This window comes from Thermodesulfobacteriota bacterium (genome assembly GCA_026415035.1).
In the GTDB taxonomy this organism is placed as follows: Bacteria; Desulfobacterota; BSN033; order BSN033; family UBA1163; genus RBG-16-49-23.
The window spans coordinates 225,370-245,616 of sequence record JAOAHX010000001.1 but is presented as its reverse complement, the minus strand read 5'-3'; the positions used below and the strand labels follow the sequence as shown (position 1 = coordinate 245,616).

General features: G+C 58.4%; 18 protein-coding genes. 10 read left to right on the top strand and 8 right to left on the bottom strand.

From position 1 onward, the window contains the following. Window positions 1-2 precede the first annotated feature (2 nt). Together N3G78_01240 and ispG are read left to right on the top strand one after the other, a co-directional pair. Window positions 3-3,101 (top strand): efflux RND transporter permease subunit, encoded by a 3,099-nt coding sequence (locus tag N3G78_01240; protein MCX8116539.1) that lies wholly within the window; start codon window positions 3-5, stop codon window positions 3,099-3,101. Continuing rightward, complete coding sequence (ispG, locus tag N3G78_01235; protein ID MCX8116538.1) at window positions 3,098-4,165, top strand: flavodoxin-dependent (E)-4-hydroxy-3-methylbut-2-enyl-diphosphate synthase; 1,068 nt, start codon at window positions 3,098-3,100, stop codon at window positions 4,163-4,165. Before N3G78_01240 ends, ispG begins: the two co-directional genes overlap by 4 nt. Before the next feature lie 16 nt (window positions 4,166-4,181). Here the strand turns inward: ispG and N3G78_01230 are convergent, their stop codons facing one another. Continuing rightward, window positions 4,182-4,772: a CDP-alcohol phosphatidyltransferase family protein gene (locus N3G78_01230; GenBank protein MCX8116537.1), complete on the bottom strand. Its 591-nt coding sequence runs from the start codon at window positions 4,770-4,772 to the stop codon at window positions 4,182-4,184. Window positions 4,773-4,867: 95 nt separating this feature from the next. Here N3G78_01230 and N3G78_01225 point away from each other — a divergent pair, with 95 nt between their 5' ends. Both N3G78_01225 and N3G78_01220 read left to right on the top strand, forming a co-directional pair. Beyond that, complete coding sequence (locus N3G78_01225) at window positions 4,868-5,776, top strand: phosphoribosylaminoimidazolesuccinocarboxamide synthase (protein MCX8116536.1); 909 nt, start codon at window positions 4,868-4,870, stop codon at window positions 5,774-5,776. After that, window positions 5,776-6,663, top strand: a complete 888-nt coding sequence (locus tag N3G78_01220; protein ID MCX8116535.1) for a PAC2 family protein — start codon at window positions 5,776-5,778, stop codon at window positions 6,661-6,663. Before N3G78_01225 ends, N3G78_01220 begins: the two co-directional genes overlap by 1 nt. A 203-nt stretch (window positions 6,664-6,866) precedes the next feature. On the opposite strand, the gene N3G78_01215 is transcribed toward N3G78_01220, so the two are convergent. Genes N3G78_01215 through N3G78_01200 form a run of 4 tightly spaced genes read right to left on the bottom strand, consistent with a single transcriptional unit; the run spans window position 6,867 to window position 10,760 of the window. Continuing rightward, window positions 6,867-8,147 carry an HAD family hydrolase gene (locus N3G78_01215; protein ID MCX8116534.1) on the bottom strand — a complete coding sequence of 427 codons (1,281 nt, stop codon included), beginning with the start codon at window positions 8,145-8,147 and terminating at the stop codon, window positions 6,867-6,869. Window positions 8,148-8,180: 33 nt separating this feature from the next. Next, window positions 8,181-8,732 (bottom strand): pantetheine-phosphate adenylyltransferase, encoded by a 552-nt coding sequence (coaD, locus tag N3G78_01210; GenBank protein ID MCX8116533.1) that lies wholly within the window; start codon window positions 8,730-8,732, stop codon window positions 8,181-8,183. Beyond that, complete coding sequence (gene rsmD / locus N3G78_01205) at window positions 8,707-9,321, bottom strand: 16S rRNA (guanine(966)-N(2))-methyltransferase RsmD (protein MCX8116532.1); 615 nt, start codon at window positions 9,319-9,321, stop codon at window positions 8,707-8,709. The genes coaD and rsmD overlap by 26 nt, the downstream gene beginning before the upstream one ends. Before the next feature lie 5 nt (window positions 9,322-9,326). After that, window positions 9,327-10,760, bottom strand: coding sequence for an HD domain-containing protein (locus N3G78_01200; GenBank protein ID MCX8116531.1), 1,434 nt, complete (start codon window positions 10,758-10,760; stop codon window positions 9,327-9,329). A 97-nt stretch (window positions 10,761-10,857) separates the two neighbouring features. On the opposite strand from N3G78_01200, the gene N3G78_01195 reads away from it, so the two are divergent. The 3 genes from N3G78_01195 to N3G78_01185 all read left to right on the top strand — a co-directional run bounded on the left by N3G78_01195 (window position 10,858) and on the right by N3G78_01185 (window position 14,495). Continuing rightward, window positions 10,858-11,916, top strand: a complete 1,059-nt coding sequence (locus N3G78_01195) for a deoxyguanosinetriphosphate triphosphohydrolase (protein MCX8116530.1) — start codon at window positions 10,858-10,860, stop codon at window positions 11,914-11,916. Between the two features lie 17 nt (window positions 11,917-11,933). Beyond that, window positions 11,934-13,238: a GTPase gene (locus N3G78_01190; protein ID MCX8116529.1), complete on the top strand. Its 1,305-nt coding sequence runs from the start codon at window positions 11,934-11,936 to the stop codon at window positions 13,236-13,238. 105 nt (window positions 13,239-13,343) lie between these two features. Then, window positions 13,344-14,495 (top strand): acyl-CoA dehydrogenase family protein, encoded by a 1,152-nt coding sequence (locus N3G78_01185; GenBank protein ID MCX8116528.1) that lies wholly within the window; start codon window positions 13,344-13,346, stop codon window positions 14,493-14,495. On the opposite strand, the gene folE2 is transcribed toward N3G78_01185, so the two are convergent. The 3 genes from folE2 to N3G78_01170 all read right to left on the bottom strand — a co-directional run bounded on the left by folE2 (window position 14,496) and on the right by N3G78_01170 (window position 17,064). Further along, window positions 14,496-15,269, bottom strand: a complete 774-nt coding sequence (gene folE2, locus N3G78_01180; protein ID MCX8116527.1) for a GTP cyclohydrolase FolE2 — start codon at window positions 15,267-15,269, stop codon at window positions 14,496-14,498. It abuts the gene before it with no gap. A 1-nt stretch (window position 15,270) separates the two neighbouring features. Beyond that, window positions 15,271-15,645 carry a 6-carboxytetrahydropterin synthase QueD gene (gene queD / locus N3G78_01175; protein MCX8116526.1) on the bottom strand — a complete coding sequence of 125 codons (375 nt, stop codon included), beginning with the start codon at window positions 15,643-15,645 and terminating at the stop codon, window positions 15,271-15,273. A 90-nt stretch (window positions 15,646-15,735) separates the two neighbouring features. Then, entirely contained in the window at window positions 15,736-17,064 is a 1,329-nt protein-coding gene (locus tag N3G78_01170; protein ID MCX8116525.1) for a glycerate kinase, read from the bottom strand. A gap of 538 nt (window positions 17,065-17,602) precedes the next feature. Between N3G78_01170 and xseA the strand changes: the two genes are divergently transcribed. From xseA to N3G78_01155, 3 genes are all read left to right on the top strand, one after another. Next, complete coding sequence (gene xseA / locus N3G78_01165; protein ID MCX8116524.1) at window positions 17,603-18,943, top strand: exodeoxyribonuclease VII large subunit; 1,341 nt, start codon at window positions 17,603-17,605, stop codon at window positions 18,941-18,943. Between the two features lie 108 nt (window positions 18,944-19,051). After that, on the top strand, window positions 19,052-19,309 hold the full coding sequence (locus tag N3G78_01160; protein ID MCX8116523.1) for an exodeoxyribonuclease VII small subunit: 258 nt from the start codon (window positions 19,052-19,054) through the stop codon (window positions 19,307-19,309). Window positions 19,310-19,346: 37 nt separating this feature from the next. Continuing rightward, a complete protein-coding gene (locus tag N3G78_01155) occupies window positions 19,347-20,246 on the top strand; it encodes a polyprenyl synthetase family protein (protein MCX8116522.1) in 900 nt (299 codons plus the stop codon). Window position 20,247 lies beyond the last annotated feature (1 nt).

Sequence of the window (20,247 nt, the reverse complement as noted above, 5' to 3'; positions counted from 1 at the left end):
CCGTGGACCTCATCCGTGGATCTCTCAAGAACCCGGTAGGCCGGTTCATGGTCGCCATCGGGATCCTCCTGCTCGGGATGATCGCCTTTTCGAACCTCGCCATCGATCTCTTCCCGGAGATCTCCTATCCTGTGGTCACCATCGTGACCGATTACCCGGGGGCAAGCCCCGAGGATATCGAAATGATGGTCTCCCGGCCGATCGAGAAGCGGGTGAGCCGGATCCAGAACGTCCGGCACGTCTCCTCCAGATCGAGGGAGGGGACCTCGGTGGTGACGGTCGAGTTCTACTGGGGGACGGACCTCGACCTTGCCTCCACGGACATCCAGCGCCATCTGAACGAGATCCTCGACCTGCTGCCTGACGAGGCCAAATCGCCCGTCATCATCAAATTCGACCCCTCCCAGATATCGGTGATCGTCCTTGCCCTGACCGGGCCGCTCGAGGACTATGAGCTCAGGGAGTTAGGGGAGGATTTCATCGCCCCTCGGCTCGAGGGGTTGAAGGGAGTGGCCTCGGCCAACGTCTTTGGCGGATTGGTTCGGGAGGTCCAGGTCGATCTGGATCGGTCGAAACTGGAGAGCCTCAATCTCTCCATCGCCCAAGTGGCCCAGGCGGTCAGGGCGAATTTCATCGATCTTCCAGGCGGAAGCCTCAACACCGGAAAGAGAGAGTACAACGTCCGCACGGTGGGCCGGGCCGCGAACCCGGGCGACCTGAAGGAGATCGTCGTCTCCAACCTCAACGGATTTCCCATCCGATTGGGCGATATCGGGACGGTGAAGGAGGGTTACGAGGACATCCAGACCGAGGTCCATGTCAACGGGGTGAGGGGCGTGGTCATCGGCGTTCAGAAACAGGTCGGCGGGAATACCGTCGCCGTGGTCGACCAGGTGCTCAAGGCCCTCCCCCAAATCCAGAAAGAGCTGCCCAAAGGGGTGACCCTGGAGGTGGTGTCGGACCAATCCACCTTCATCCGGAAGTCGATCCAGAACCTCCAGAAGGAGGCGATGATGGGGGCCTTGCTTGCGGTCCTCGTCATCCTTGTCTTTCTCAGGAACGTGACGAGCACGGTGATCATCGCCCACTCCATCCCGCTTTCCATCATCGCCACCTTCGTCATGCTCCATTTCGGGAAGTTCACCCTCAACATCATGACCTTAGGGGGCCTGGCCCTCGGCGTCGGCCGATTGGTGGACGACGCGATCGTCGTCCTCGAGAATATCAACCGGCACCTCGAGCGGGGGGAACCCCCGGAGGAGGCCTCCTATCGAGGGGCTTCCGAGGTGAGCAAACCCGTCATCGCGGCCACGCTGACCAGCATCATCGTCTTCCTCCCCCTCGCTTTCGTCAAAGGGATCGCAGCCCTCCTCTTCGTCCAGATGGCCTATACCGTCGCCTTCTCCCTTTTGGCCTCCCTCTTCGACTCCCTCACCCTCATCCCCCTGCTGACGGCAAAATTCCTCAAACCGAAGAGGGTGGACCAGGCGCCTTCCTTTGCCGATCGAATCCTGCTCAAGACCCAACCGCTCTTCCTCTGGCTGGACGGACACTATCAAAGGACCCTCCGGTATGCCCTTTCCCATCGAAGGCTGGTCGTCTCGGGCATGGTCCTGGCCTTCGGAGGATCCCTCCTTCTCATCCCCCTCCTCGGAACCGAATTTTTTCCGCCTTCGGATGAAGGACAGGTGCGGATGTCGGTGCGACTTCCCGTGGGGGCATCGCTCGAGGAGACGAAGAAGGTGATAAAGGAGGTCGAAACGGTGATCTTCTCAGAGGTTCCCGAATTGAAGTCTCTCTGGGCCAGGGCCGGGACCGGAAGGGGGCGGTCCATCATTTTCGGGGGCCGATTTGCCGGACCCCATACCGGGAACGCCTCCCTGATGCTCGTGGACCAGTCGGAGAGAGAACGCTCCTCGGAGGCAATCGCCCGATCCCTGAGGGAGAAGGTGAGGCGGATCCCGGGCGCTCTGATCCATGTCTTTCCCGGTGGGATCATTTCGAGGGTGATCAGCTTCGGGGCAGATGACCCGATCAGCGTGGAGATCATCGGATACGACATCGCCACGGGGAGCCGCCTGGCCCGAGAGGTGGAGGCCATGCTCCGGGAGGTTCGGGGCGTCACCGATATCCAGGTCAGCCGGGAGGAGGGCCTTCCGGAATACCAGATCAGGTTCAAACCGGATCGATTGGCAAGCCTCGGGCTTTCGACGGCGAAGGTCGCCGAGAACGTCAGGGGGGCCATCGAGGGCCTCGAGGCTTCCCTCTACATCGACCCGAAGACGGGCCGCGAACGTAAGGTGAGGGTGAGGCTGCGGGAGGAGGATCGGAACACGCCCGAAGATCTCTATCAAATCCCTGTGCCCGTCTCCGGAGGGAAGGTCGTGCCTTTAAGACAGGTGGCCGACGTCGTCCGCCAGACCTCTCCTTCCCAGATCGAAAGGAAGTATCAACAGCGGGTCGTCTTCGTCACGGCCAACATCTCCGGACGAGATCTGGGATCGGTCGCCAGCGAGATCGAGGAGAGGATCTCGAGAATGGAGGTCCCCAAGGGATTCTCCATCCTCCTGAAGGGGGCCCGGGAGGAGCAGAAGGAGGCCTTCGAAACGCTCCTCTTTGCCTTGGGGTTGGCGATCGTCCTGGTCTATATGGTCCTGGCCTCCCAGTTCGGCTCTCTCCTCCATCCCTTCCTCATCATGTTCTCCGTTCCCCTCGGGATCATCGGCGTGATCTGGGCCCTCTTCCTCACGGGACACACCTTGAGCGTCATCTCCTTCATCGGGATCATCATGATGGTGGGGATCGTCGTCAGCAATGCGATCATCCTGATTGACTACATGAACCGGCTCCGGAAGGAGGAGCATCTCGATCTGGAAGAGGCCGTGGTGGAGGGAGGTCGGGTGAGGCTCCGGCCCATCTTGATGACCTCCTTGACAACGGTCTTCGGTCTCCTCCCGATGGCCCTCGGCCTGGGGGAAGGCGCAGAGGCCAATGCCTCCATGGCCGTTGCGGTGATCGGAGGGCTCCTCGTCTCCATGTTCCTCACCCTGGTCTTCATCCCGACCCTCTACTTCATCGTGGAGAAGAGAAGGCTCCGGTGATCCTTAGGAGAAAGACCCGTCAGGTTTCGATCGGTTCGGTCAAGGTGGGGGGGGAGGCTCCCATCTCGGTCCAGTCGATGACCAAGACCGATACCCGGGATGTGCACAAGACGGTGGCGCAGATCCGACGGCTCGAAGCCGCGGGATGTGAGATCGTACGGGTGGCGGTCCCGGACGAGGAGGCGGCCCTGGCCCTCTCCGAGATCAAGAAGCGAATCGACATCCCCTTGATTGCCGATATCCATTTCAACTACCGTTTGGCCCTTCTTTCCATGAGATCGGGGGCCGACGGGGTGAGGATCAACCCGGGCAACATCGGAGGTCGAGAGCGGTTGAAGGCCATCGTCCTGGAGGCGAAGCAGCGCGCGATCCCCATTCGCATCGGGATCAATGCCGGTTCCCTCGAGAAGGACCTCCTGAAGCGTTTCGGCGGGCCAACGGCTGAGGCCATGGTGACGAGCGCCCTGAGGACGATCGAAACCTTGGAGAGCCTCGACTTTCACCTGATCAAGGTATCCCTCAAGGCCTCCGATGTCCTGAGGACGATCGAGGCCTACCGCCTCTTCTCCGAGCGATCGGATTATCCCCTCCACCTCGGGATCACGGAGGCGGGAAGGGGATACGGGGCGATCGTAAAATCGGCCATCGGCATCGGTCTTCTCCTCCACGAGGGGATCGGAGATACGATCCGGGTCTCCCTTACGGGCGACCCCGTGGAAGAGGTCCGCGTCGGTTACGAAATCTTGAGGGCCCTCAAGATCCGGGAGAGGGGCGTGGAGATCGTCTCCTGCCCCACCTGCGGCCGCTGCGAGATCGACCTTCCCCGCTTGGTGAGGAGGGTGGAGAAGGAGGTCGAAAAGATCTCCACGCCCATGACCGTGGCCATCATGGGTTGTGTGGTCAACGGTCCGGGAGAGGCCCGCGAGGCGGACCTCGGGATCGCCGGCGGCAGGGGATCCGGCGTCTTGTTCCGGCAGGGAAAGATCGTCAGGAAGGTGAGGGAGGAGGAGTTTTTGGCGGCCCTCCTGGAAGAGATCCACCGGAGGGCGGAGCGGAGGAAATGACGGGTCCGGCCATGTGCTAAGACCCCTTCGCCTTTCGAAAGGCCTTCCACACATGGAAGATCCGGTGCATCACCGTGAGGTGGGTGAGGAAGGCCAGGACCCAAAGGATCGTCTCCATCCAGTTGAAGAGCGTTCCCACCGAGAGGAGGATGATCCTCTCGGCCCGTTCCATCCAACCCACATGACAGGAGACGTGGAGGGATTCGGCCTTGGCCCGGACATAAGGGATGAGGGCCACGCCGATGGCCACCGCGAAGGTGAGGACCACCAGTCCCTCCTCTCCCTTTCTTCCGTAATGGGCGGTGAGGCCGAGGAGGAGGATCAGGTCCGAATATCGGTCCATCACGGAATCGAGGAAGGCTCCGAGGGGGGTCACTTTCCCTAAGTTTCGGGCAACCGCCCCATCGAGGAGATCGAAGAGGCCGGAGAGGACGATCAGGATCCCGGCCAACGTCCAGTCGCCCAGATAGAGGAGCCACGAGGCGACCAGCATGGAGACGAAGCCGAGGAAGGTGAGGAGGTGAGGGTTGCCGCGCCTCCCAAAGAGTTTTCGAAAGGGAGGATAGAGATAGGCGTCGAGGCGATGGCCGAGTTTGTCGCTGAGCATGGTGTGGCAATGAAATTAACATCTTTTATGGAAATGTCAAATGAAGTGTTATATACTTTTTGGAAAGGCCACGGTCGATACCGAAAAGGACACTCATGCCATCTTCGGTCCTCTATGAAACCGTTTTGCCCTCCCTTCCCCTGGTGGGGAGGGGAAAGGTGAGGGACCTTTACGACCTCGGCGAATGCCTCTTGATCGTCGCCACCGATCGCATCTCGGCCTTCGATGTGGTCATGCCCAACCCGATTCCGGACAAGGGGAAGGTCCTCACGCAACTCTCCGCCTTCTGGTTCGAGCTTACCCGGGACATCGTTCCCAACCACCTCCTTTCGACCCGGGTCGAGGAGTTTCCCGAAACCTGCCGTCCTTACCAGGAGCTCTTGAGAGGCCGCTCCATGCTGGTGAAAAAGGCCGATCCGCTTCCGGTCGAGTGCGTGGTGAGGGGCTATCTCACCGGATCGGGCTGGGAGGAATATAGGCGAACCGGAAAGGTCTGCGATCTTTCGTTGCCCGAGGGGTTGGTCGAATCGGCCCGTCTCGAAACGCCGATCTTCACGCCCGCCACGAAAGCGGAGCGAGGGCTGCATGACGAGAACATCCCCTTTGAAAGGGTGGAGACGATCGTCGGAAAGCAGTGGGCCAGGCAGCTCCGTTCCCTCTCCATCGCCATCTACGAGAAGGCGAGGGACTTCGCGGAGAGAAGGGGCATCCTGATCGCCGATACGAAGATGGAATTCGGGGTCTTGGAGGGAAAGCTGCTCCTCATCGATGAACTGCTCACCCCTGATTCGTCCCGGTTCTGGCCCAAAGAGGCCTATCAGCCCGGAGGGCCCCAAAAGAGCTTCGATAAACAGTATCTGAGAGATTACCTCCTTTCGATCCGGTGGAACAAGACCCCTCCGGCGCCGGAGCTGCCCGAGGAGGTGATCCAAAAGACGAGGGAGAAGTACCTCGAAGCCTACCAAAGGCTCACGGGGAGGCCTTTCAAGGGGGACGGGGAATGATGGAAAAGGTCCTCTATCACGAATTTCCACAACTTCGGAGACCCCTGCTGATCGCCGGGTTCGAAGGATGGCCGAATGCGGCGGAGGTCTCCTCCTTTTCCCTTCAATACCTAATCGATCAGCTCAAGGCGAAACCCTTGGCCTCCATCCCGTTGGGCCATTTTTACGATCTGTCCGCCCGGCGTCCCATCGGGATCATCGTCGAGGGGAGGTTGAGGGAGCTCGTCCTCCCGAGAAACGACTTTTATTATGCCCATCTTGCGCCCGACCGGGATCTCCTCCTTTTTTCTGGGGTCGAACCCCACTTTCAATGGGAGGCCTTCTCGCAGCTCTTTCTCGAGGTGGCCCAACGGTTCGAGGCCCAACCGATCATTACCTTGGGAGGGACCTACGATTCCATTCCCCACACCTTTCCCACGGTGGTGAGCGCGGTCTTCAATTCCGAGGCCCTGGAGGAGGAACTCCTTGAGGCGGGTCTTCAATTCACCGAGTATACCGGCCCCATCAGCATTCACACCTTCCTGCTCGAGATGGCTCGAAAGCGGGGGATCAAGGCCCTGAGCCTCTGGGGGCACGCTCCTCAGTATCTTCAGGCAAGAAACGTGAAGGTCGTCCATGGCCTGCTCCAGAAATTGAACCGATTGATCCGGGCGGAGATCGACCTTTCGAAGCTCGCAAACGCAAGCCACTACTTCGACCAGCAGGTCCAGCATCTCGTCAGTCAGGATCCCAAGCTCGCGGAGATGATCCAGAGGCTCGAGGAGGCCCATGTGAAGACGGGCAGGGCTTCTGTCCCACCGAAGAAGGAAGAGCCGAAAGAGGATAACGTCATCTACATCCAGGCCTTTTTGAAACGGCAGGAGGAAGGGGAGAAGAACGAGAATTGACAAATCCCCCTGCCTCCCTCTTTACCTGCCCCTCACGCCTTGCCCACCGAAGGTCAACTCGCCCCTGAACGCCCATGAGACAGGTGGGGTTGGGTCGAAGGCATCTCTCTGCACCCCATCGGGAGGGGAGCCGTTCCCGTGCCGTGGGGCCCTGAAGAGGAGGCCATGGCCATGAACCCCTTCTCAGGCGGAGCCCCCTTAAATCATAAGGGCCGATCGACGAGCTCGATTAACTCCCTCAGATGCCTCAAGATCCGTTTGGGCCTCCTGCGGGAGAGCTCCTGCTTCGTGTGAAAGCCTGTGGGGAGGGCATAGACGTCAATCCCTGCCGCCTTTCCCGCTTCGATATCGGTCAGGGTGTCCCCAACGAAGATCCCCTCTTCGGGTTTTAACTCCAGCTCCCTCAAGACCGCATGAATCATATCTGGGAAGGGTTTGTTTCTCGGGACATCGCCCGCCCCGAGGACCGATCGAAAGCATTGGGAGACCCCGAGATGTTGGAGGGCCGCCCTCGAGAAACGGCCGAACTTGTTGGAGGCCACCCCGAGCCTCAGTCCTCTCTCATAAAGGGAGGAGACCGTCTCTTCGGCCCCGTCCAGGAAATGGGTGTGTTCGAGGTAGACCTCTTCGTACTTTTTCCGCATCACGGGAATCCATCGTTGGGTCTCTTCGGGGGAGAAGAACTGGTGGAGCGTCGATTCGAGATCGGCCTTTAAATATCGGCCCAGCTCCTCGTAGGGGAAGATCCTTCGGCCCGCCTGTTGGAAGACCTCCTGGAGCCCGAGGTAGATTGCGCCGTAGGCCTCGATCAGGGTCCCATCCAGGTCGAAGAGGACCCCCCGGATCTTCTTGGTCAGGTCGTTGTGGATGTCGCGGAACCTATCGAAGGCATGGCAGGGGAGATCCGCCTCAATGCAGAAGAAATAGAGGTCGTCCTTTGCAAAAACCAGGTCCGACTCCCGGGCCCCGCAACGATCGGAAAGCCCGTTTCCCACATAATAGATCCTGTCGTATTCTCCCCGGTGGGCCTGGACGATTTTTCGCTTGCAGAGGCCGCAGCGACCGCAGGCATCGTTCCCGTGAGGAAAGGAGAGCTCGATCGTTCCATCCCTTCCAAACTTGGCCTCGTTGGCATAAAAAGGGATGTCCGAAAGTCCATGGATTTCGAGGACGGTCCGGATGTAAATGTCGAGACCGTCGCTCACGATCTTGAGGTCGATCCCGCTTTCCTTGCAATAGCGGGCAAAGGGTTCGAAAGAGGGATCGATTTGCGAATGGGATCGAACAAAAGGGAGGACCTCGGATTCCTCCGCTTTCAAGAGGAGGGCGATTTGGCTGTAGGCCTCCCTCGACCCGATCTTCCCCTCGCCATAATCCCGATCGATGGCCTCCCAGTTTCCGAGGCTGAACCGGCTTAGGAGGAGGTACCCGAGGTCATGGAGGCTCACCGTTCCGTCAAAATCGCAGAGGATCAACCTCCTCATCTCCCTTGGCCTCTCGCGGTGTGTCCCGTCGTCTCAGTCATCCCATCCGAGCAACCGTTTCTTGGCGACGGGCAACTTGAACTTCTCCTTCAACCGTCGGGCCACTAAATCCGGAACGAGCCCCTCTACGGTTCCGCCGAGTTTGGCCACCTGTTTGATGGTGCGGGAGGAGACGAAGAAGTAATCTTTGCTGGTCATCATGAAGAGGGTATCGAGATGGCTGCTCAGGCTTCGATTCATCGAGGCCATATGGAATTCATATTCGAAGTCCGAGGTCGCCCGAAGCCCTCTCAACAAGACCTTCGCATTGGTCTTTTCCACATAGTTGACCAGAAGCCCCTTGAAGCTGTCGACGATGACATTGGGGTTGTCTTTGAAGATCGCTTTCGCCATCTCCACCCGCTCCTCCACCGTGAAGAGGGGTCTTTTCTCCGCATCGTGGGCGATGGCGAGGATCACCTTGTCGAAGATCTCCAGGGCCCTCTCGACGATGTCGATATGACCGTAGGTCAGAGGGTCGAAGGATCCGGGGTAGATGGCCACTTTGCCCATAACCACCTTATCTCCTTTCTTCTTCCGTGCCATCGGAGGGACCTCCCTGCTTCCGTAGGATCGAGATGACCGTATCCCCCACTTCCCGCTGTTTCAGAAGCCCCCATCCTCCTGTCTCTTCGGGGAGCGGTTCCCGGCGACTGTGTTCGATCACCAGAAGCGCGCCGGAACGATGGATGGGATGGCGTTTCAACTTCTCGAAGGTGTGCCGAATCCATCCCTCTTCATAAGGAGGGTCCATCAGGATGAGGTCGAAGGTCTCGCCCCTTCGGCCCAGAAGGCCGATGGCCCGGCCCACCTCCTTCGGAAGGATCTCGGCCCGATCCTCCATCCCGCACTGGGACAGATTCTGTTTCATCCGCCTGAGGGCCTCCCTGGCCCTTTCCACGAAGACGGCCCGCTTGGCCCCTCGGCTCAAGGCCTCGATGCCGAGGCTTCCTGTCCCTGCAAAGAGATCGAGGACGACCCTTCCCTCCACCTCTCCGATGAGGTTGAAGAGGCACTCCTTCACCCGATCCGAGGTGGGACGAAGCCCCTGTCCTCTCGGGGCGACGAGCCTTCTGCCCTTGGAGGAGCCGCTGATGACGCGCATCGATGGGATCTTCTCCGTGGTCGGGGTCAAAAAGCTTATAAAGGATTATCCGAAGACTTGTCAATCGAGGGGTAACGGTTTAGGAGCTCGAGCGCCTCCTGGCGACTTTTGATCTCCCCTTCGATCTGTTTTTGACGGATGAAATTGAGGACCTTCCCCACCTGGGGTCCCGGCGGGACCCCTTTTTCGAGGACGTCGTGGCCGGTGATGAGGGGCGGGGGGTGGAGGATCTCCTTTCTCCCGAAAAGTTTGAGGATTCGGAGGCAGTGGCCTTCCACCCTCTCGTCGTTCTTGACGGAGAGGATCCCTCGGCTGGCCTCTTTGTCTGCGAGGGTGTGAAGGACCAGCAGGGGGGTGGCCTCTCCCATTTGATTGACCAGACGTTTGAGGGCCGATTCGCCCGTCTCCTGCGAGAGGTTGAGGATCCTCATATGGCGCTGAATGAGGCGGAGGACGAGGTCTTTCGATTCGTTGGAGAACTTCAACCGCTCCAGGATCGCCTCGGCCCTCTTGGAAGAGAAGGACTCGTGGTGGTAGAAATGGACCTTGCCGTCTTCGTCCCTAAAGAGGGTATCCTGTTTTCCGAGGTCGTGGAAGAGGGCGGCATAATAGAGACAGAGCCTCTTCTCAGGGGTGAGGACGAGGGGTTCCCCTTTTCGGGCCAACCAATCTTCTGCCCAGGCGATCTTATCGATCATCAACAGGACGTGGGAGAGGACCGGCAGGTGGTGGTGGCCGTTCTGGCCCAGTCCTTCGAGCCCTTTCAGTTCGGGGAAGAGGATGAAGAGGAGGCCGAGTTCATGAAGGGCCCGGATGCCCAGGCCGGGTTGAGGGGAGAGGAGGATTCGGTCCAGTTCCATCTTGATCCGCTCACTCGGCATCCTCAGGAGCTCCGCCCTGTTCCGAACGATCTCTTCCTCCAGTTCGAGATCGAGGGTGAACCCCTCAAGGGTGCAGAAGTAGCGAATCGCCCGGAGGATCCGCAAGGGGTCCTGTTCGATGGACCGAGGGGTGACCGCCCGGAGGACCCTTCTCTCGATGTCTTCGAAAGCCTTCTCGACCGCATGGCAGGTTTCATCCCGGAGGGAGACGGCAATGGCGTTGATCGTGAAATCCCGTCTGAGAAGGTCCTCTTCGACCGTCTCGCCTTGGAGGAGGGTGACGTCGATCGAGACGCCCTTCCGGATCATCCGGAAGGTGAGGGTGCCTGCTTCCTCCTTTCCGACCTTGAAGAAGTGGAATTGGAGGGCCTGTTCCAGGACGGAGAGGAAGCCCGTGTAGGGTTTGGGGAGGGTGAAGTCATAGTCAAATCCGGACGGTCCGGTTCGGGGCGGTGGGCGTTGGAGGAGGAGATCTCGCAGATAGCCCCCGACCAAGTAGAAGGGGACATCCTTCTGCTTGGCAAGGGTGGAGAGTTTTCGCAAGATGGGGTCATCCATGACCCTTTGGATGAGCTTCTTCTCGATCACGGTTCACCTTGGCCCTTGGGAGGCCCCGTTTGATAAACCTTCTTTTTTATGATAACTTTCTTTCCAAAGGATAGTCGATGGCCGGGAGGCTTGTCAATTGAATCTCGGGGATCGGAGGACCATAAGGGAGCAGCTGGAGGAGCTTGAGCGAAGGACCCTTTCGCCCTTTGCCACCCTGAGCTCGATGAGCAAGGGCAGGCTCGTTCCCGAAGAGGAATGTCCTCTGAGGCCGGCCTTTCAGCACGACCGGGATCGGATCATCCACTCGAAGTCCTTCCGAAGGTTGAAACATAAGACCCAGGTCTTTCTCGCTCCCACCGGAGACCATTACCGGACCCGGCTGACCCACACCCTCGAGGTCTCCCAAATTGCCCGGACGATCTCCAAGGCCCTTCGGCTCAACGAGGATCTGACCGAGGCGATCGCCCTCGGCCACGACTTAGGCCATACGCCCTTCGGCCATGCGGGGGAGGAGACCCTGAACGAAATCCTCCAGGGTGGGTTCAGCCATGCGGAGCAGAGCCTCCGGATCGTGGACCTTCTCGAGAAGGATGGAAAGGGGTTAAACCTCACCTTTGAGGTCCGGGACGGGATCTTGAAACATTCCAAAGGGAAGGGTGAAATCCTTTGCGAAGACCAAGCCTCCATGGCCTCGACCCTGGAGGGTCAGGTGGTCCGTCTGGCCGATATGATCGCCTATATCAACCACGACATCGATGATGCGATCCGGGGCGGGGTGATCTCTTTGGAGGACCTTCCCGAGCCCTGTCTCAGACGGTTGGGGAGGACCCATTCGGAGAGGATCAACACGATGGTCCAGGACATCGTCCGGGAGTCGTTACGGGTCGGAGGGGGAAGGCTCTCCATTTCCGAGGAAGTCCACTCGGCCATGTGGGACCTCCGGGAGTTTCTCTGGGAGCGGGTCTACGAGAACGAGACGGTCCATGCCGATTTTCACAAGGCGGCCAAGATCCTGAGAGAACTTTACTATTTCTTCATGGACCATCCCGACCGTTTTTTGACCCTGATCGAGAGACAGACCCTCTATGATTCCTTGCAGCGGTGCGTCATAGACTTCCTGGCCGGCATGACCGACCGGTATGCGTTCAACCTTTACGAGAAGATCTTCCTTCCCCTTCCCTGGATGGCGGGATAAGGATTGGAGTCGGGACGATGAGGAAAGAGGTCGTGGACGTGATCATCATGGGAGCCGGAGGTAGGGACTTCCACAATTTCAACACCTTCTTCAGGCATCGGCCCGACTATCGAGTGGTCGCCTTCACCGCCTCGCAGATCCCCTTCATCGCCCACCGGACCTATCCGCCGACGTTGAGCGGACCCCTCTATCCCGAAGGGATCCCGATCTATCCGGAAGAGGACCTTCCTCGCCTGCTTGCCGAAGGAAGGGCCCAACTGGTCGCCTTCTCCTACAGCGACATCTCCCACGAGGAGCTCATGTCGAAAGCCTCCTTGGTCTTGTCCCTGGGCAAGAATTTTATCCTCCTCGGGCCGGACGAGACGATGCTGAGAAGTCGCCTTCCGGTGATCTCCGTCTGCGCGGTGCGGACCGGTTGTGGGAAGTCGGTGATCACCCGGAAGCTGGCCTCCCTGCTCTTTAAGAAGGGGGTGAAGGTTTCCGTGATTCGGCATCCCATGGCCTACTGCACCTTCAAACCGGTCCTCCGATTTTCAACCCTCGAGGAGGTCGACCGAGAGGCCTGCACGATCGAAGAAAGGGAAGAGTTCGAGCCGTTGGTGGAGAAGGGGATCACGGTCTATGCGGGCGTCGACTACGAGGAGGTCCTGAAGGCCGCGGAGGGGTCTTCTGAGATCCTCCTCTGGGACGGGGGCAATAACGACTTTCCCTTCCTCCGCTCTGACCTCGAAATCGTCCTGATCGATGCCCTCCGCCCCGGCCACGAGAGAAGCTATTACCCCGGAGAGGTGAACCTCCGGAGGGCCGACCTCATCCTAATCACCAAGGTGAATGAGGGAGGGAAGGAGGCCCTGGAACGGATCCACGAAAACATCTTTAGGATCAATCCTTCGGCAAGGGTGATGGAGACGGCCTCGGTGATCGAGGCGGAGCGACCGGATTGGGTGGAGGGCCGAAGGGTGATGGTCATCGAGGACGGCCCCACCCTCACCCACGGGGGCATGTCCGAAGGGGCTGGGGCGGCCCTTTCGAGGAGGTTGGGGGCTGAGCTGGTCGATCCCAGGCCCTTCGCCGTCGGCACCTTGAAGGAGGTTTTCGAACAGTATCCTCACATTCAAACGGTCCTACCCGCCATGGGCTATTCGGAAGAGCAGATCCGGGACCTCGAGGCGACCCTCCGGAATTCGGATTGTGAGACCGTGGTCCTGGCCACGCCGGCTGACCTTAGGCGAAAGATCAGGATCGATCAGCCGACGGTTCGGGTGCGTTACGATTTCGATATCGACCTCGCGCCCGTCGTCGATCCTTTTCTGAAACGATAAAAAGGAGGATCGAATCTCTTCGATTGACAATTGATTTTGAGTTAGGTTAATAATTTTTCCAACCGAGAGAGGCCCACCAATGAGGGACGAGAAGGAGGAGGAGGAATGGATTTCACCTTAACCACCGAACAGCAGATGATCCGCGATCTCTGTAGGAATTTCGTTAAAAACGAGGTGGCCCCCATCGCGGAGGAGATGGATGCGACGGGCCAGTTTCCGTACGAGGTGTGGAAGAAGATGGGAGAGCTGGGGATCGTAGGAATCCCGATCCCCGAAGAGTATGGCGGGGGGGCGATGGATTGGGTTTCGACGATGATCGCCATCGAGGAGATCAGCCGGGGTGATGCCTCCCTCGGGGTCTCTCTCCTCGATTCGGTCACCCTTCCGATGAACCTCATCCTCACCTTCGGGACGGAACAACAGAAGGAGAAATGGCTGACCCCCCTGGCCACCGGAGAGCATATCGGGGCCTTCGGCCTGACCGAGGCCCAGGCAGGCTCCGACGCCAATGCGATTCAAACGAAGGCGGTCTTGGACGGGGACGAATGGGTGATCAACGGGACCAAACAGTTCATCACAAATGCAGGCCTGAAGCACAATAGCCTGGTGGTGATCGCCGCGGTGACCGGAGAGGGGTCTGGGTCGAGGAAACGGATATCCAATATCATCGTCCCCACCGGCACACCGGGCTACACGTTCGGAGAGAAATATAAAAAGATGGGCTGGAAGGCCTCGGAGACCCGGGAGCTGATCTTCGACGATTGCCGCGTTCCCAAGGAGAATATCCTGGGGAATCCGGAGAGAGGCTATAATCAATTCATGATGGCCCTTCAGACCAGCCGGATCGGTTTCGGGGCCCATTCGGTGGGATTGGCCCAGGCCATCTTCGATGTCTCCCTCGCCTATGCCAAGGAAAGGGAGCAGTTCGGCAGGCCGATTTCGAAATTCCAGGCCATCCAGTTCAAGCTGGCCGATATGATCATGGAGATCGAATTGGCCAGGTTGATGGTTTACAAGGCGGCCTGGCAGAAAGACAATAAAGAGAACTATTTCGCCACCTCCACCTATGCCAAGGTCTTCGCCTCGGAAGTGGCCAAACGGTGCGCGGACAAAGGGGTGCAGATCCATGGGGGATACGGCCTGATGGATGAGTATCCCATTTCGAGGTACTGGCGGGAGGTGAAATTTGAGGAGATCCTGGACGGGACGTCCGAGATTCAGAGGCTCAACATCGCGCGGAAGGTCCTGAAGCTCTGATCAGGGATTGGAATTTCTCTCCACGAAGGCATAGGCGCTGTGGTTGTGGATCGATTCGAAGTTTTCCGATTCGACGGTGAACCAGGTGATGTTCTTATCCTTCTTTAACTTCCTGGCCACCTCCCTCACCACATCCTCCACGAACATCGGGTTTCCATAGGCCTTCTCGGTGACGTACTTTTCGTCGGGGCGTTTCAAGATCGAGTAGAGGTCGCAGGAGGCGCTTTCCTCAACCAGGCGGATGATGTCTTCGATCCAGATGAACTTCTTGAACCGGAGGTTGACCGTGACGATCGACCGCTGATTGTGGGCCCCGGCCTCGCTGATGGCCTTCGAGCAGGGGCAGACGGTGGTGATCGGCACCACGATGCCCACGGTGAAATCCTCCTTCTCGTTGCTCGAGCCGGTAAACCGGCAGATATACTCCATCAAGCTTTTGGCGCGCGTCACCGGCGCCTCCTTTTCGATGAAGTAAGGAAACTCGACCTCCAGGTGGGCCGATTTGGCCCTCAGTTTGGTCTTCATCTCCCTGAGGATCTTTGAAAAATTTTTGATGGCGATATCCCCTTTATATTTATTGAGGATCTCCACGAACCGGCTCATATGGGTCCCCTTGAAGCGATGGGGGAGGTCGACGTACATGTTGACGCTGGCCACGGTATGTTGGACCCCCTTGGCCTTGTCGAGGACGGTGATGGGGTAACGGATGTTCTTCACCCCGACCTTGTTGATCTCGATCTTTCGGTGATCCTTCTTGTTCTGGACGTCGTCCATCCTATCTCCCGTAATAGGTGGCCCCTGCGTCCTCCGATTCCCAGGCGGTCACCCTTTTGAGGGTGACGGAGGTCCCTTTCAACTCTTTCTTCAGATGGTCGAAGATATACTTGGCAATATGTTCGGAGGAGGGTTCCACGCCTGAAAAATAGGGGAGGTCGTTGAGGAAGGTATGGTCCAAGGTCTTCAACACCTTCTCCACCTTCTGCTTCAGAATCTTAAAGTCGATGGCCACCCCCTCCCGGTTTAATTTGGTGGCCGAGACCGAAACCTCCACCTTCCAGTTGTGGCCGTGCAGTTCCTCGCATTTTCCATGGAGGTAACGGAGCCGGTGGGCTCCGGAGAATCGCGATGAAACGGTCAGCTCGTAGCTCATCGGTTCCTCTTTCCGTATCGTCCAGCAGGAGGTCTCCTGGCTTTCGGGGGGTTTTAGGATAGGCCCCCGTGCCGTCCTGCGGGGGGGAGTTCAATCGATTAAAAGGATGTGAATGTCCATCACGTTGGTCCGCGTCGGACCTGTGACCAGAAGGTCGCCCAAGCGTTCAAAAAAACGGTAGGAGTCGTTATTCTGGAGGAACTTCAAGGGATCCAGGCCCATCTCTCGGGCTCTCGCAATCGTCCGATGGTCGGCGAGGGCGCCCGCGGCATCGGTCGGGCCATCGGTCCCATCGGTCCCCCCGCTCAGAAGGACGGTCTTTTCAAGGCCATCGATTTCGATGGCGCCGGCCAGCACGAACTCCTGGTTTCTTCCGCCGAGGCCGGTCCCGCGGATCGTCACCGTCGTTTCCCCACCCGAGAGAAGGCAGGCCGGCCTTGGCACCGGTCTTCCGGTGGCGAAGACCTCTCTGACGAGAGCGCCGTGGAACCTGGCTGCCTCCCTCGTCTCTCCCACAACGGAGGAGGAGAGGGTGAGGGTGTTGAAACCTGCCCGGGAGATCTCTTTCTCTGCAGCCATCAGGGCAAGGATATTTGATCCGATGATCAGGTGACGGACCTTTTCGAAGGCCCGATCCCCCACCTTGGGGGTTTCTTCAAGTTTCCCTTCGACCCCGGCACGAAGATGTTCCAGAATCGATGGGGCGACCTCGTGGATCAGGTCGTATTTCTTGAGGATTTCCCAGGCCTCATTGAAGGTGGAGGGATCCGGAACGGTCGGGCCGGAGCCGATCACGTCGAGGGGATCTCCCACCACGTCCGAAAGGATGAAGGTGATGACGGTGGAGGGGTAAGCCCATCGAGCCAACCATCCCCCTTTGATCTGGGAGAGGTGTTTTCGAATCGTGTTGATCTCTTTGATGTCAGCCCCGCAGTCGAGCAGAAGCTGGGTCAACTCCTGCTTCTCCTCGAGCGTGATCCCCTCGGCAGGAAGGGGAAGAAGGGCTGAACCCCCTCCCGAAAGGAGGAAGAAGACGAGGTCCTTCGGACCGGTTTCCTGCAGGAGCGCCTTGATCCTCTGGGCCCCTTCGAGCCCCTTCTGATCGGGGATCGGGTGGCCGGCTTCGATCACCTCGGTATACTTCAAGGGAAGGCCATGGCCGTATTTGGTGGTGATCAGCCCCTTGAAGATTCTATCTCCCATGACCTCTTCGATGGCCTTGGCCATAGGGGACGAGGCTTTACCCGTGCCCACGAGGAAGATCCTGTCAAATTGATCGAGAGGGAAGACCTCTTCCTTCCGGTCTGGGGGGTCGATGATCAAGCGACTCTTGTCGAGGTGCAGGATCGATTTCAGTTTGTCGTAAGGATCGACCGCAGAAACCGCCTTTAGAAAGGCGGCCCTTGCAATCTCGCGCATCTCTGACAGCGTAAAAGGGGCCAAAAAATCCTCCCTGACAACGGGAAGTTTATAACTAAATTGAAAACGGGTGTCAATTCACCCTCGCCGAAGAGAGGTTCAGAGTATGAAGATGCGAAAAGAGACAGGTTGCATTTCTATCTCCGTTTATATTATGCCAATAGCCAAGGGGAGCCCCACTGGGATGATCCAAAAATTTTTGGCAAGTCGAGAAGAAAGGCCGCTTCCGATGGCGCCGGCCTTCACCGGGTGATCAGAGGGGACCTTCCGTTTTATCTCGCCGGATGGCAAATCCGAAGGATTTCTGAAGTCTCCATGGGAGATTTGGCCCAAGAGGCCCATGTTTCAGAACGGGTTGAAGCACATCGGATCGAGGAGCTTTAGACCGTAGCCTCCACAAGTTTTTTGGGTCTGAGGGGGAGAGGCCCTTTTCTTCGATCGGGAATCCTTTTTACCCTCGGATCGGGCAGGCCTGTTTCGGTTCCATCCCTTACTCAGGAGTGGAAGCGGGGGCAACGGAGTCCTCATGAGCTAAGGCATGCAGCTACCTTTCCGATACATCCTTACCGTTACGGAGCTGACCCAACAGATCAAAGAGATGCTCGAGGAAAGGTTTCCCGACCTCTGGGTCGAGGGGGAGATATCCAACCTGAGGATTCCGCCTTCGGGGCATCTCTACTTCACCCTGAAAGACGACCTCAGCCAGATCCGGGCGGTCCTCTTCAGGACCCAGGCCAGGACCTTGAAATTCCTTCCCGAGGATGGTCTCCATGTGATCTGCAGGGGCCGGATAGGCCTCTATGAAAAGAGGGGGGAGTATCAACTGATCCTGGAGGCGATGGAGCCCAAAGGGTTGGGCGCCCTCCAGCTGGCCTTTCTGCAATTGAAGGAGCGGCTGGAGAAGGAGGGTCTCTTCGACCCCTCCCATAAGAAACCGCTCCCCTTCCTGCCGCAGACGATCGGGATCATCACCTCCCCCACGGGCGCCGTCATCCAGGACATGATCCGGATCATCCATCGCCGTTTTGAAAATGTCCGCCTTTTGCTCTATCCGGTCCGGGTTCAGGGCGAGGGGGCCCCTCAGGAGATCGTGGAGGCCATCGGATACTTCAACCGCTGCAAAAACGTGGATGTGATCATCGTGGGAAGGGGAGGAGGGGCTTTGGAGGACTTATGGGCGTTCAACGATGAGGCGGTGGCACGGGCCATCTACCGATCGAAGATCCCGATCATCTCGGCCGTTGGGCACGAGACCGACTACACCATCGCGGACTTTGTGGCAGACTTGAGGGCACCGACTCCCTCTGCCGCAGCCGAGATGGTCGTAAGAGATAAAAGGGAGGTCCAGCGTCAGATCGAATATCTCCGATACCGGCTCGAGACCACCATGGGTCGAGGGATCGGCCGCTACCGGTCCGAGCTGGCCTACCTTCTCAAGGCCCTCGTCGACCCCAAGAGGCGAATCGAGGAGGCTTATTTGAGGCTGGACGATCTGGGCCTCCGGTTCAGGCGGTCCCTCTTCTCCGAGCTCGGAAGAAGGAAGGAGGCCGTGGACTTTTTCACCCAACGGCTTCATCTCCAGAATCCCGCTCAAAAGATCAAGAGGCACAGGTCTGCCCTTGCCGATTGGGGCCATCGATTGAATCAGAGGATCGGTCACCTCATCGAGGTCCGAAGAGAGGCTTGGAGAGGGATCGTTGGAAAGCTGGAATCCTTGAACCCCTTGGCGGTGCTCGAACGGGGCTACAGCTTGACGAGGAAGATGCCCTCCCTCGATATCGTTCGGGATTACAGGGAGGTGACCTGCGGGGAAGAGGTGGAGGTCACCCTGAGCCGGGGGAGGTTGCACTGCAGGGTGGAGGACCGCTTTGAATCTTGACGATCAAGGGAAGAAAAAATTATTATTAAACATTTGATAACCAACAGGAGCGAAATCCCAGGCCGAGGCCGGTTTTCCCTCTCTTAAGGAAGAGGTCGAGAAGCGATTATGGCGAAAGAGAGATTCGAAGATGCCTTGAATAAACTGGAAAAGATCGTGAACCGCCTCGAAGAGGGAAATATATCCCTCGAGGAGTCGTTGAAATTGTTTGAAGAAGGGATTCGGCTCTCCCGGGTCTGCTCGAAGAAACTGGAGGAGGCCGAAAGACGGGTGGAGATCCTTCTGAAAGGGAAGGAGGGGGAGATGAGAGCAGAACCCTTCGATCCCTCGAGTCTCTCCGAATCTCCGGCCGGCGAGGAGGAATGAGAGAGGGAAAGGTGGACAAAGGGGCTTTCGCGATCCGATGGACATCCAGGTTTATTTGAGAGAGAAACGGGAGATTGTGGACCGGGCCTTGGAGGAGCTCTTTCCCCCTTTGGAGGGTCTGGATCTGGGGCAAGGCTATCCCGTTTCCCTTCGTCGGGCGATCCGCCATAGCCTCTTCAGCGGCGGAAAGAGAATTCGACCCATCCTCTCCATGGCCGCCTTCGAGGCCGTGGGAGGCCAAGGCGATCAGATCCTCCCCTTTGCCTGTGGGTTGGAGATGATCCATACCTACTCGTTGATCCATGACGATCTTCCCGCCCTCGACAACGATGAATACCGGAGAGGGAAGTTGACCTGCCACAGGGTCTTCGGAGAGGCCATCGCCATCTTGGCGGGTGATGCCTTGTTGACCGAGGCCTTCTGCCTGATGACCCGGGACCCCACCCAAAATCCCGGGATCGTCCTCAGCGTGGTCCATGAGGTGGCCAAGGCTTCAGGGGTCTATGGGATGGTCGGAGGCCAGGTGGCGGATATCGAATCGGAAGGCAAAGAGGTCGACTTCGCCAGGGTGGAGTACATCCACACCCATAAAACGGGTGCCCTCATCCTCGCCTCCGTTCGTGCAGGGGCCCTGCTCGGCCAAGGGTCTGAGCAGGCCCTGAAGGCCATCTCCCGGTACGGGAAGATGGTCGGCCTGGCCTTTCAGATCGTTGACGATATTCTGAACATAGAGGGCAAATCGGAGATCATGGGAAAGAGCACCGGAAGCGATGTGAAGAAGCAGAAGGCCACCTATCCGGCCGTCATGGGAATCCAAGCCTCTAAAAGAAGGGCGGAGGAGCTGGTGGAATCTGCGGTCAGTGCCCTCCAGCCCTTCGGGTCCGAGGCGGATCCGCTCCGGGAGATCGCAAGATATATCGTCCGGAGGGATTTGTGAA

Coding starts and splice junctions, on each gene's coding strand:
- N3G78_01230 (MCX8116537.1), bottom strand. CDS start 4,772: ATGCTCAGCGACAAACTCGGCCATCGCCTCGACGCCTATCTCTATCCT.
- N3G78_01160 (MCX8116523.1), top strand. CDS start 19,052: ATGGCGAAAGAGAGATTCGAAGATGCCTTGAATAAACTGGAAAAGATC.
- xseA (MCX8116524.1), top strand. CDS start 17,603: ATGCAGCTACCTTTCCGATACATCCTTACCGTTACGGAGCTGACCCAA.
- N3G78_01185 (MCX8116528.1), top strand. CDS start 13,344: ATGGATTTCACCTTAACCACCGAACAGCAGATGATCCGCGATCTCTGT.
- N3G78_01155 (MCX8116522.1), top strand. CDS start 19,347: ATGGACATCCAGGTTTATTTGAGAGAGAAACGGGAGATTGTGGACCGG.
- coaD (MCX8116533.1), bottom strand. CDS start 8,732: ATGGCACGGAAGAAGAAAGGAGATAAGGTGGTTATGGGCAAAGTGGCC.
- N3G78_01215 (MCX8116534.1), bottom strand. CDS start 8,147: ATGAGGAGGTTGATCCTCTGCGATTTTGACGGAACGGTGAGCCTCCAT.
- N3G78_01190 (MCX8116529.1), top strand. CDS start 11,934: ATGAGGAAAGAGGTCGTGGACGTGATCATCATGGGAGCCGGAGGTAGG.
- N3G78_01170 (MCX8116525.1), bottom strand. CDS start 17,064: ATGCGCGAGATTGCAAGGGCCGCCTTTCTAAAGGCGGTTTCTGCGGTC.
- folE2 (MCX8116527.1), bottom strand. CDS start 15,269: ATGGACGACGTCCAGAACAAGAAGGATCACCGAAAGATCGAGATCAAC.
- N3G78_01220 (MCX8116535.1), top strand. CDS start 5,776: ATGGAAAAGGTCCTCTATCACGAATTTCCACAACTTCGGAGACCCCTG.
- N3G78_01225 (MCX8116536.1), top strand. CDS start 4,868: ATGCCATCTTCGGTCCTCTATGAAACCGTTTTGCCCTCCCTTCCCCTG.
- queD (MCX8116526.1), bottom strand. CDS start 15,645: ATGAGCTACGAGCTGACCGTTTCATCGCGATTCTCCGGAGCCCACCGG.